Annotated in this window: 7 protein-coding genes and 16 tRNA genes; 16 read left to right on the top strand and 7 right to left on the bottom strand. The window is 38.0% G+C overall.

Annotated elements, in window-relative coordinates; genetic code table 11:
• The first annotated feature begins 50 nt into the window (after positions 1–50).
• The 9 genes from C0W29_RS17010 (at position 51) to C0W29_RS21655 (ending at position 1,967) form a co-directional block, all read left to right on the top strand.
• A tRNA-Thr gene (locus tag C0W29_RS17010) sits at positions 51–126 on the top strand.
• A gap of 9 nt (positions 127–135) precedes the next feature.
• A tRNA-Tyr gene (locus tag C0W29_RS17005) sits at positions 136–220 on the top strand.
• A 6-nt stretch (positions 221–226) separates the two neighbouring features.
• Positions 227–302: transfer RNA gene (locus C0W29_RS17000), tRNA-Asn, on the top strand.
• A gap of 773 nt (positions 303–1,075) precedes the next feature.
• Positions 1,076–1,166 (top strand) — tRNA-Ser (locus tag C0W29_RS16990).
• 39 nt (positions 1,167–1,205) lie between these two features.
• Positions 1,206–1,282: transfer RNA gene (locus C0W29_RS16985), tRNA-Asp, on the top strand.
• A gap of 50 nt (positions 1,283–1,332) precedes the next feature.
• Positions 1,333–1,408 (top strand) — tRNA-Thr (locus C0W29_RS16980).
• 9 nt (positions 1,409–1,417) lie between these two features.
• Positions 1,418–1,502, top strand: a tRNA-Tyr gene (locus tag C0W29_RS16975).
• 6 nt (positions 1,503–1,508) lie between these two features.
• Positions 1,509–1,584: transfer RNA gene (locus tag C0W29_RS16970), tRNA-Asn, on the top strand.
• Between the two features lie 292 nt (positions 1,585–1,876).
• Positions 1,877–1,967, top strand: a tRNA-Asn gene (locus C0W29_RS21655).
• Between the two features lie 57 nt (positions 1,968–2,024).
• Here C0W29_RS21655 and C0W29_RS16960 read toward each other — a convergent pair.
• The 5 genes from C0W29_RS16960 to C0W29_RS16940 form a co-directional block, all read right to left on the bottom strand.
• The gene (locus tag C0W29_RS16960; protein ID WP_045045880.1) at positions 2,025–3,032 is read right to left on the bottom strand and encodes a hypothetical protein; all 1,008 of its coding nucleotides are present in this window, start codon (positions 3,030–3,032) and stop codon (positions 2,025–2,027) included.
• A complete protein-coding gene (locus C0W29_RS16955) occupies positions 3,033–4,187 on the bottom strand; it encodes a cytochrome-c peroxidase (protein ID WP_080895482.1) in 1,155 nt (384 codons plus the stop codon). It lies immediately after the preceding gene.
• Entirely contained in the window at positions 4,153–4,494 is a 342-nt protein-coding gene (locus C0W29_RS16950; protein WP_146146376.1) for a hypothetical protein, read from the bottom strand. The genes C0W29_RS16955 and C0W29_RS16950 overlap by 35 nt, the downstream gene beginning before the upstream one ends.
• A gap of 448 nt (positions 4,495–4,942) precedes the next feature.
• The gene (locus C0W29_RS16945; protein WP_045045879.1) at positions 4,943–5,635 is read right to left on the bottom strand and encodes a spondin domain-containing protein; all 693 of its coding nucleotides are present in this window, start codon (positions 5,633–5,635) and stop codon (positions 4,943–4,945) included.
• 10 nt (positions 5,636–5,645) lie between these two features.
• Positions 5,646–6,353: a spondin domain-containing protein gene (locus C0W29_RS16940; protein WP_045045878.1), complete on the bottom strand. Its 708-nt coding sequence runs from the start codon at positions 6,351–6,353 to the stop codon at positions 5,646–5,648.
• Positions 6,354–6,749: 396 nt separating this feature from the next.
• Here C0W29_RS16940 and C0W29_RS16935 point away from each other — a divergent pair.
• The 7 genes from C0W29_RS16935 (at position 6,750) to C0W29_RS16905 (ending at position 7,615) form a co-directional block, all read left to right on the top strand.
• A tRNA-Ser gene (locus tag C0W29_RS16935) sits at positions 6,750–6,840 on the top strand.
• 47 nt (positions 6,841–6,887) lie between these two features.
• A tRNA-Thr gene (locus tag C0W29_RS16930) sits at positions 6,888–6,963 on the top strand.
• A gap of 8 nt (positions 6,964–6,971) precedes the next feature.
• Positions 6,972–7,056, top strand: a tRNA-Tyr gene (locus tag C0W29_RS16925).
• 19 nt (positions 7,057–7,075) lie between these two features.
• Positions 7,076–7,150 (top strand) — tRNA-Gly (locus tag C0W29_RS16920).
• Between the two features lie 6 nt (positions 7,151–7,156).
• Positions 7,157–7,232 (top strand) — tRNA-Asn (locus tag C0W29_RS16915).
• Between the two features lie 100 nt (positions 7,233–7,332).
• Positions 7,333–7,423 (top strand) — tRNA-Asn (locus tag C0W29_RS16910).
• A gap of 101 nt (positions 7,424–7,524) precedes the next feature.
• Positions 7,525–7,615 (top strand) — tRNA-Asn (locus tag C0W29_RS16905).
• Between the two features lie 145 nt (positions 7,616–7,760).
• Here the strand turns inward: C0W29_RS16905 and C0W29_RS16900 are convergent.
• Entirely contained in the window at positions 7,761–8,888 is a 1,128-nt protein-coding gene (locus C0W29_RS16900; protein ID WP_045045790.1) for a YibE/F family protein, read from the bottom strand.
• Positions 8,889–8,964: 76 nt separating this feature from the next.
• A complete protein-coding gene (locus C0W29_RS16895; protein ID WP_045045791.1) occupies positions 8,965–11,088 on the bottom strand; it encodes a bifunctional metallophosphatase/5'-nucleotidase in 2,124 nt (707 codons plus the stop codon).
• Positions 11,089–11,407: the final 319 nt, after the last annotated feature.

Here is an 11,407-nt window from a genome sequence, read left to right as displayed (position 1 = left end):
CATAAAGACATAGTGTTAATTAATTAACATGCTATGTAACGAAATTTTGTGCCGACTTAGCTCAGTAGGTAGAGCAACTGACTTGTAATCAGTAGGTCACCAGTTCGACTCCGGTAGTCGGCACCATAAAATTTCGGTGGGATTCCCGAGTGGCCAAAGGGAGCAGATTGTAAATCTGCCGGCACTGCCTTCGAAGGTTCGAATCCTTCTCCCACCACCATACAATTCCCTCTTAGTTCAGTTGGTAGAACGCCGGACTGTTAATCCGTATGTCACTGGTTCAAGTCCAGTAGAGGGAGCCAAATAAAAAAGCCCGCAAGCAATTGCGGGCTTTTTTACATCTAAAATTTAGTGAAAGTAGGGTGTTAGTACTTAAGGTTTGATCATCCACCATCATACAATTCCCTGTTAGTTCAGTTGGTGCTTCTTTATTGGAGAGATTAGCGGCCTGTTAATTCACATGTCACTGGTTCAAGTCCAGTAGAGGGAGCCAAATAAAAAAGCCCGCAAGTAATTGCGGGCTTTTTTATGTCTAAAATTTGATAGTAATAGGGTGTTTAGCACTCGAATAGTAGTTTATCTATCGCTATTAATTATCTCTTAGTTCAGTTGGCGCTTCTTTATTGGGAAGATTAGCGGCCTGTTAATTCACATGTCACTGGTTCAAGTCCAGTAGAGGGGCCAAATAGAAAAGCCCGCAAGTAATTGCGGGCTTTTTTACAGCTAAAAATTAGTGAAAATAGGGTGTTTAGCACTTAAGGTTTGATCATCCACTACCCATACAATTCCCTGTTAGTTCAGTTGGTGCTCTTTATTGGGAAGATTATTCGTGTCAGCGTAGCAAATTTTATTCGTGATAAAGATTGGCTGCCAGCAATGAAGATATAGGGGTGTTTAATTTATCAGTATGTTCCGTAACAGTCAGGGTGATTATGTTTATTTGCTGTATTTTTTGTTTTATAAAACATCAATATGAGTAATATTAATGTTTTTTGATTAATAGATGATCACTTGAAAATCTTTTTAATATTATTGCTTTACAGGGAAAGGTCAGCACTATATTATACGCGGCATTGGAGAGATGGCTGAGTGGTTGAAAGCACCGGTCTTGAAAACCGGCATACGTTTATAGCGTATCTAGGGTTCAAATCCCTATCTCTCCGCCAAATTCTGAAGATTCGATTTATCGGGTTTCATAAAGAATTGGAGCGGTAGTTCAGTTGGTTAGAATACCGGCCTGTCACGCCGGGGGTCGCGGGTTCGAGTCCCGTCCGCTCCGCCAACATAAAGACATAGTGTTAATTAATTAACATGCTATGTAACGAAATTTGTGCCGACTTAGCTCAGTAGGTAGAGCAACTGACTTGTAATCAGTAGGTCACCAGTTCGACTCCGGTAGTCGGCACCATAAAATTTCGGTGGGATTCCCGAGTGGCCAAAGGGAGCAGATTGTAAATCTGCCGGCACTGCCTTCGAAGGTTCGAATCCTTCTCCCACCACCATATAATTCCCTCTTAGTTCAGTTGGTAGAACGCCGGACTGTTAATCCGTATGTCACTGGTTCAAGTCCAGTAGAGGGAGCCAAATAAGAAAGCCCGCAAGCAATTGCGGGCTTTTTTACATCTAAAATTTAGTGAAAGTAGGGTGTTAGTACTTAAGGTTCGATCATCCACCATCATACAATTCCCTGTTAGTTCAGTTGGTGCTTCTTTATTGGAGAGATTAGCGGCCTGTTAATTCACATGTCACTGGTTCAAGTCCAGTAGAGGGAGCCAAATAAGAAAGCCCGCAAGTAATTGCGGGCTTTTTTACGTCTAAAATTTGGTAACAGTAGGGGGGTGGCGTTCAAATAGTGGTTCTTCCATTGATATACAATTCCCTCTTAGTTCGGTTGGTGCTTCTTTATTGGGAAGATTGGCGGTCTGTTAATCCGTGTGTCACTGGTTCAAGTCCAGTAGAGGGAGCCAAATAGAAAAGCCCGCAAGCAATTGCGGGCTTTTTGTATAGTTATTTATTTGATGTGGTTAAGAATATACGAAGTTAGTATTAACAGGCTCTGTACGCAATTTTGCTTGTTCGTTACGTTGCGTAAGAAGTAGTACAAATGCCGCAGCAAAAATAGGTAAGTGTCCTTCGACTTCGTGTATACCATGAATTATTGCTGTAGTAACGAAAGCAAAAGTTAACATGATCATCGTTAAGCGGTTGGCAACACCTGACATTAATAATAGCCCTAGTGATAGCTCACAGATACCGATAAAGAAGACAAAATGCATATCTGTACCAGCGTTTAAACCAATTTGAGGGAATATATTGTAAAACGGGAACATTTCAATAAAGACAACAGCAAGGCCTGGATAAATGAGTTTTTCTGTTAGTGCAAGGATAGCAAGTTGAGCGCCAATACCAATACGTAATATTGTTACTGCTGAAAGCCATAATTCATCTGCGTTTTTTGTCGTAAATTTATTGATGAATTGTTTATCAATCGTAGAAACGTAAGAGCCCGTAAGTAACATGAAAATACCAATAGCGACAAATTCAAATACATAGTTAACCCAAATTTCCCAAGGTGTTAATAAAACCATTAATAATGAAGTCATAACAACCATTACGCCTGATAGGGATATGCTGATTGACGCAATGAGTACAATTAATAATTGGGAGATTAATCCAAATAAAATAAATTCAGGTGTTAATACGATATTTGGTGCAATGAATCCTCCTTTAATAACTTGAATAGAAAAGAAGATCATTTGGATGAATACAAATACCATAACATATACTCGACGGCTGAGATTAACTTCAGCTCCCATCAGAGTTTTTATAAAATCAGGCTTCGTTTCAAGACGTGTTAACCAAACTGCTAATACAGTAAAGATGGTGATAAAAGCAAACACTGTGGCATAAAAGAAGTCGAATTCAAAATAGACATCTTTCATGTCTTCTGGTGCAACAAACCATTGAACGTGTGCCTGTGAAGGTAGTGAAAATAAAAGTGTTAATAATAAAAAAATATGTCGATATTGCATTTATTTACCTGTTGGGATAAATGGATCATTTAAGGAATGGATAAACTGAATTAATTGTTTTCGTTCATGGGGCATTAATCGTACTGGTGTAACATCCACATAATCATTCATATACCCTGTTGGATACATATAATGATTGAGTACTTGTTCTAAATTATTAAATCTACCATCATGCATAAGGCGAGGAGCATTGTTTAAGTTTCTGAGAGACGGAACTTTATAAGCACCTTTTAAGTCTGGCCCAGATGTCCTCATATATTTAGAATTCATGCAGTTTGAACTAGTATCCCAATCTGCACATTTAAACTCTGATGCTTGATATTTTTGTATTCCAGTTAATCGGTCAAAATTAGCATCATTCCCTGTACCAATGGCAAAGAAACTATTATTCGTAAATCTCTTACCACTGTGACAATCCACACATCCTGTTTTTTCTCGGCTTAAAAAGAGTTTTAAGCCCTCTATTTCATTATAAGAAAGGGCAGTGCTAGTTGGCTCTTTTTTAATAAATGTAGTGTAGATAAACTCATCATATCGAGTCCATGTATGGTCAATTTTTGCCACATAGCTTGCAATCGCTTTACCTATTTGGGTGAACTTCTCCTTAGTGGTCATTGCTGAATTACAAAATGTCAGTGTTTGTTTGAAATCATTCATATAGTTGTCGCATACATAATGAACGGCTAACTCAGGTGTTAATTTATGATCGATTTTTAATGCATCTAAAATTTGAGCCCATAGCGAATCTGTTCGCCCATCCCAAAAAAACCATGGTTGTTCGTGAACACCTCTTAAACTAGGCGCTTTGATATTCCGCTTTAATACTTCGTGGCTGATATTATTGATATCATGGAAATTAGATTCAGGAACATGACAAGACGCACAACTAATATTTCCCTTGCTACTTAATTTATTATCATTGAATAGTAAAAAGCCTAAGTTTTCTTTAGAATCAGACGGTATATTATTAATATTAAATTGATAATTTCTTAACCTTTCATCTAATAAGCTTTCTTTTATTAAATCGATTTCTAAAGATGTAAATTCTGGTGTGTTATTTTTATTGTTGATATAGCTATATAATATTAATAGCATAATTATGAGAACAATAAAAATCCCACTAAATAGAGAACGAGTAATCTGATACAACATCATCACCGTTCGATAGTTTTACTTTCCACTGACCACGCATATTAAAATAAAGACCTTCTAATAAACATAAGTTATTAGGCTGTGTGGTTAATTGAGGTTCAGTTGGTAAGCCATGTGCATGACCAAACATAAATCCTGATACTTTTAATTTTTCACATTGAAAGCCTTTAGACTCGATCAAATAGCTATAAAATTTATCAGTGGCAGCATCGAGTTTTATGTTTTCATCTAACATTGTAGGTTGCGATGCAAGTACGTTGGTTGATGTGACTAACATTAGAGCAAATAGCAGTATATTGTATGACTTCATAATCAATGACATTAATTAATATTTTATAGTAATGGATAAATATTGCTTTTATCCTTTTGTGGCGCTGTTTATACGAGATAAACAGAATATCTCATAATTATTGATATTTCTCGTATCGATAAATAAAGTTAGGCCATGTTTTAACTTGTTGATTTTTTAGCATAATAAATGGAGATAAATGTGATTAATGAAACTTTTTGTTACATCTATGTATAAATAATCGATATGATAACATCAATAAAATATTATATATGTGCAGTTATCATACAACGAGCTCTAGCTATTCTTTGTGATAGAGGAGTAAAAATAAAGTTTATTAGTGACTGAAGCACTGATATGGATAACAGACATATATTTATGGTGTAAATAAAAAAGCCGCAAGTGACTGCGGGCTTTTTAGGTCTGAATATTATTAATAAAATGGGTTTACTAAATAAGTTGAATAATATTATTCAGTTCGAGTGATTGTAACTTGCGCAGCTGGATTTAAAAAACGATGAGTTGAATTTAAGGTTGATGTAGTTAATCCATCTTCAGTTGTAATAACACCTGAATGTAATGTAACTTGATCCTGCGTGTCATCTCTAACGCTATTAAATCCTTCGCCTTCGCCAGCAGGACCTGGAATAGTTGCTGCGGTTTCACTATTGGCTTCTGTACCACTATCCCAAACATTAAGTTTAACCGTGATAGAATCACCTTTAGCGAGTGTACTTAAAACCTGTTTATTATCCGCAATAAATCCATCATTAGTATTAACTAGCATACTAGCAACGGATAAATAAGTATCAGTATTCGTCGAGGTGGTTAATGAGACTGTGTCACTACTACCGGGGAGAATAATTCCAGCACCAGATACAGCATCTAATACGTTTTTGTTTGTCTCTTTACTTGCAATATAATCACTGTTATCTCCAGATTCAGCTAGCTTTTCTAAGCTGATTGATGCGGGTGAACCAATACTAAATAGTTTGTAGTCGTTATTATAAGCAATCGCTGTTACAGGTGATAATGGTTGATTATTAGTGAGGTTTGTAACGGTTACGGTATATTTTTTTGTATTCGATGAATTATCATGGCTATTAGGGCATCCAGATAAAATAATAATGCTTGCTAGTATGGGGAATAGATGTAACTTCATCACAAACTCCTTATTTTACCGTTATTGTCATGATAGCTACAGGGTTTAGCCAGCGGTGAGATGAATAGTCAAGATCACTCAAACCTCCTGTCGAATCACCATCGCCTAAGTTACCAGAGTGAATATGAATTTTAGTATTATGTGATGTCGTTTCAACGCCTGTACCTCCTGAGCCAAACGTAATAAATGGGGGATTAGGCATACTTGATGCTAACTCATCATTCGCTTCTGTGCCTGCATCATAACCATTTAGTATGATGGTATAAGTTCCTGCTGTAGAAGGTATTTCCCAGCTATCTAAACCAACGAAACCATCGTTTGTTGGAAGTAACATAGCGGTTAAAGATAGATGTGTTTCTGTTGTTGTGGTTATTGTGGCTGTTGTTGATACTCCCGGGTTTAATATGCCACTTGCTGGATTTTCTATAGTAATGCCACCATTATTCGACACAAATGATGATAATCCACTAATATTACCACCTTCAGCCATGGCTTTTATTTCTGCGGAAGCTGTTGTACCCAGCTGAAATAAACGTGGTGAAGATTCAGAATGAGCAGCAATAAGTAACGGTGTGAAATAGATATTTTTAGTTGCATTGACGATAGATATTTCAAGTTCAGTCGATTGGACATGTGCAGAAAATAAAAAAACTGAAGCAAGTGATAATGTGGCTAATTTATTAAATGGTTGGTAATTATTTACAGTGGTTAATTTCATTGTAGAACCATCCTTCTTACTTAGTTAATCGTTGAGTGTTAGTTTAGTAGAAAGTGATAATTACCTTTTTATTGCAAAGAAAAATGAAAATATAATATTACTCTGAGTAAACCTATATTAATCAATAGTGTGAAATGTGCTTTTTTTTGGTCAAATATTAGTGTCAATAGGGTGGTTATTGCTTTATGTGGTATTTATTGTTAAAAACAAATATGCATAATTATTAATATTGAATAATCTGTATTTATGGTTTTACTAGAGAATATTATTATAGTGCTTCTAAAACAGTCAAAGTGATTGATAATAATAAATTTTGATTAACAACCGATCACTTGGCTGTGATTTTAATATTATCTCTTTACAGATAAAGTCGATAGCTATATTATTCTCGGTATTGGAGAGATGGCTGAGTGGTTGAAAGCACCGGTCTTGAAAACCGGCATACGTTTATAGCGTATCTAGGGTTCAAATCCCTATCTCTCCGCCAAATTTAATTGTTGAGTTTTGACTTAGCAATAAAAAAGAAATTAGTGTGCCGACTTAGCTCAGTAGGTAGAGCAACTGACTTGTAATCAGTAGGTCACCAGTTCGACTCCGGTAGTCGGCACCATAAATTTCGGTGGGATTCCCGAGTGGCCAAAGGGAGCAGATTGTAAATCTGCCGGCACTGCCTTCGAAGGTTCGAATCCTTCTCCCACCACCATAATTTGTAAAGATACATCGCAGGTATCGTATAATGGCTATTACTCCAGCCTTCCAAGCTTGAGATGCGGGTTCGATTCCCGCTACCTGCTCCAAACAATTCCCTCTTAGTTCAGTTGGTAGAACGCCGGACTGTTAATCCGTATGTCACTGGTTCAAGTCCAGTAGAGGGAGCCAAATAAAAAAGCCCGCAAGCAATTGCGGGCTTTTTTACGTTTGGAAATTGGTGAAATTAGGTTTTGAGGTTGCAAGGTGCTAGATCCCACCACCAAACAATTCCCTCTTAGTTCAGTTGGTGCTTCTTTATTGGGGAGATTAGCGGCCTGTTAATCCGTATGTCATTGGTTCAAGTCCAGTAGAGGGAGCCAAATAAAGAAGCCCGCAAGTAATTGCGGGCTTTTTTACGTCTAAAATTTGGTAGTAGTAGGGTATGAGCTCTTAAATCGTGATTCATCGATCGCTGTGCAATTCCCTCTTAGTTCAGTTGGTGCTTCTTTATTGGGAAGATTAGCGGCCTGTTAATTCACATGTCACTGGTTCAAGTCCAGTAGAGGGAGCCAAATAGAAAAGCCCGCAAGTAATCGCGGGCTTTTTTACGTCTAAAATTTGGTAGTAGTAGGGTATGAGCTCTTAAATAGTGATTCATCGATCGCTGTGCAATTCCCTTTTAGTTCAGTTGGTGCTTTTTATTGGAAAAATCGTATTCTATCTTGAATTTTGTTGATGAAAGATCTTCGTCGCAATAAAAGCGGTGAAAGGAATGGTTAACACAATACCAATACTACCAGCTAAACCGTGAATGATACTTAACGCAATAACTGGAGTATTCATAAATTGAGCGGCAGGCATTGAAAGTCCCCATACCATCATAATGGTGGTTAATGAGCTGCCAGCAAAAGCAAGAATCAAGGTATTAGTCATCGTTCCCATGATGTCTTTACCGATGTTCATTGTGGCTAGCATTAACTGTTTTGCAGACAGTTTAAGGTTGGCTTGTTGAAGTTCTTGATAGGAAGAAGCAATAGATATTGCTACATCCATTACGGCACCGAGAGCGGCAATCATAATAGTAACAAACATCAACCAACGAATTTGAATAGGTTTATTGGCGGCAAGGTATATCACATCTTCACCTTTATCTAAGTAAATACCCGATAAATGCGCCCATTCACCAAACAGTTGTGCAAAAATTCCTGCCATAATAACGCCAACGAGTGTACCTAAAATGGCGCATAAGCTCTTTTTGTTATAGCCAGAAACAAGAATAAAGTTAATGATGATTTTTATAGCCATTAGCACTATGGTTATTAAAGCAGGGTTGATGCCATTAAAGATGGCTGGAATTAGAACACCAATAATCAGTGCTGCTGTGAAATATAACGAAATAATAGCATGTAATCCAGCACGGCCACCAAATATAAAAATCAGCCCAATAAATACTGCAGCCATGGTATAAATTGCCGTTGAGCGCTGATGATTAAACGCCCAAAAATGGCTGCCATGCAGAGTTTCACGGATCAATAAAATAAACTCAGAGCCTTTATTTAATAAAACATTATGCTGGCGACTTAATGGGTTATTAATTTCAACACTTTCATTGGCATGTTCACCTGTTAATACTGTAACTTTAAGGTGTTGCGTGCCACGATAAATTCCTGGTGCTAAATCATCTTCAAATACATTTTCATCGATGATGGTATCGACTTTAGCAGAAACAAAATGTTGGGATTGGGTCTGCTTGGGGTGAAAAGATTGGCTCAACGAAGGGGAGAATATAAAGATAGCGGTTGAGATCGTTAAAATAATCAGCGGGAAAATATATTTTTGAAACATGTGGCTCACGAATATGATCAGAGAAATAAAAGCGGTAGAGCATCTCTACCGCTTGTTTTACGCAAACGTATAAAGATTAACCCTGGTTGTTTGGATCGTTAGTCCAACTACAGCCGAGATTTAGGGCTTCTTTAGACGCGCTACCGTCTGCTTTATACGCTTTGTTGACGAAGTAACTGTTTGTATCATTAGTATTTAGCGCATGACTAATACTTGGGTATTTGACGTTATCTGGGTTGATATGGATACACAGTTGCTTATTGGTAAACTGTTGCCAGATTTTGTTATCTGCACGGTTTTTAGAAATCTCACCGTTTGGTGCTAACTGTAGAATATGCCAGTTATTGGTGGTATTTAGGTGCTCGTCATTTAAGCTAATACCGTTGTGCTCAGTTACATAAGCAGTGAGCATATCTCGAATTGCAGGTACTGTTGCATCACTTGAATCGTAAAATACATCATCTTTAGTAAACCAACCGTTGGTGATCCCTTGCGTACCAAAGCGGTAAGAGTTCAGCGCCAGTTTGTAGCTTGCTGTTGGATCAAAGGCTTTACCATCGATAAGAGTAATATCCACCCGCTCACCTGCAGGTTTTGTTAGATCTACCGTATATTCAATTGCGCCATCAAATAAGTCATAGTTGTATGCTTGCACTTCAGGGTTAAATGAAACCGTCAGATCGCCATCTTTATAAGTATTGAAGTAGTTGTATGACCACTCCATGTATTGTTTTAGGTGCGCGCCAGTGATGTTGACACCAATGAGTGCGTTGTCGTATTTGTAGAGGTTTGCTGAGTCTTTACGTTGGTAATATTGACCATCGCGTAAGCTTGAGGTGTCGCTAAATAGTGCGGCTGCTGAAATGGTAGCCCCTGATTTTTCACGCTCGATGAACTGAATTAAATCAATCAGGGCGCTATCTTGTATTTTGGCTTTGTGAATGGTGCTGTATAAGCGAGGGCCAAGATCATCAACAAAGAAATCGTCATTAGTCGCTTCATCAGCACCGCCACCGTGAACAAAATCACCATCAACAACCCCAAGCGTTTCGCGAGCATTTTGAATTGAGCGATTATGAATATCTTGGTATTCGTCAACCATGTTCTGATCTTCATTGACAGTTTTAGTGTCAAGGTTTGAGAGGGTGGTATCAATAATTTTCCATTTACCAGCCGCGTCTTTTTCTACTTCAATTTTTGCCATCGCTAAATCAGAGCCCCATTTACCCGGTTCAATGATTTTCACTGATTGCTGGCGATTGCTATCGTTATAATTACCTGACTTTGCTTTATCTTCGACTAAGCCACCTTTAACACTGATATTCATGCCTTGTGGGTGATCTTTTTTTACTGTTTCGATATAGGTAGCATGCTCATGACCCGCCATAATGACATCGAATTTATCAGCAAGATCAGCGGCAATATCATACACACCGATACCTTGATCTGTTCGACCTAAGTGCAGCGCACCGACAATAATATCGGGTTTATGGCGGGCTATAACATCGTCAATAACAGCGCGAGTCGCATTGAGTTCATCTTCAAATTTAAGCCCTTTAAAGTGCTCTGGTGCTGATGCTTCCCAGTTAGGTACATAAGAAGGGGTCAGACCGATTACCGCAACCTTACAGCCGTTAACGTTATAGATTTGGAAACCACGGAGATAGTTTTTATCGTTAGATTCCCACTTGATGTTGCTCGAAATGACCGCACCATCAAAGTTTTCTAAGTTACGATCAAGGAATGAACGATCGAAGTTAAATTCATGGTTACCCGGTACCCATAAATCATAATTTAGATATTGTAACGCGCCGATCATTGGGTGCGTTTCCATATCATTAAATAACTGCGCTGAGTTACCTTGAACTGTATCGCCGATATCAAAAAGAATAAGGTTAGGATCTAAAGTGCGTTGTTGCTCTAAGATAGTGGCAATACGAGTTAAACCAGCATGTTTGTCTTCAGAATCAATGGCATAGTCATAACCACGTAGGCGACCATGTAAGTCAGACGTAGCCGCTAATGTAATGGTTTGTTTATTAAGCTGCTGGTCGCCTTTTTTAATAACTTCTGGTGTATTGGTTAACGTTTTACCGTCGATAACTTTGTGATCATCATGGTGATGTTCATCATCATTATTGCAGCCAAATAATGCAACGGAAACGGCTAGGCTTAATGATAAAAGTTTAAGTTTGCTCACTATTCGAGTTCCTTTAACGAATAAAAAGAAGATGTGCTCGGTTAAGATGCGCGGGATAATAAAGCTGTTATGTAAGAGCACCGTCAACGCAATATTAAGCTTTTGCTCGTGATCCAGAGAATGCGATATCGCTTCACAAATTCCGCGTAAGCATGTTTCGTGATTGAACGTGGCATTAATACGGTTTATCAATTGCTGGAATGAGTGGCAGTGAAAAGATAAAAATTGAATAAGGTTAATGATACATGTGATGAGATGCCCGCAGCCATTAGCGGGCTTATTGAGATTGCTGCCAGTTAATGTGAACACATAAAATAAT

This window comes from Photobacterium kishitanii, from assembly GCF_003026355.1.
In the GTDB taxonomy this organism is placed as follows: Bacteria; Pseudomonadota; Gammaproteobacteria; order Enterobacterales; family Vibrionaceae; genus Photobacterium; species Photobacterium kishitanii.
Note: the sequence above shows the minus strand (reverse complement) of the source record. Positions and strands in the feature narration are given on the sequence as shown.

Coding starts and splice junctions, on each gene's coding strand:
- C0W29_RS16960 (WP_045045880.1), bottom strand. CDS start 3,032: ATGCAATATCGACATATTTTTTTATTATTAACACTTTTATTTTCACTA.
- C0W29_RS16955 (WP_080895482.1), bottom strand. CDS start 4,187: ATGATGTTGTATCAGATTACTCGTTCTCTATTTAGTGGGATTTTTATT.
- C0W29_RS16950 (WP_146146376.1), bottom strand. CDS start 4,494: ATGAAGTCATACAATATACTGCTATTTGCTCTAATGTTAGTCACATCA.
- C0W29_RS16945 (WP_045045879.1), bottom strand. CDS start 5,635: ATGAAGTTACATCTATTCCCCATACTAGCAAGCATTATTATTTTATCT.
- C0W29_RS16940 (WP_045045878.1), bottom strand. CDS start 6,353: ATGAAATTAACCACTGTAAATAATTACCAACCATTTAATAAATTAGCC.
- C0W29_RS16900 (WP_045045790.1), bottom strand. CDS start 8,888: ATGTTTCAAAAATATATTTTCCCGCTGATTATTTTAACGATCTCAACC.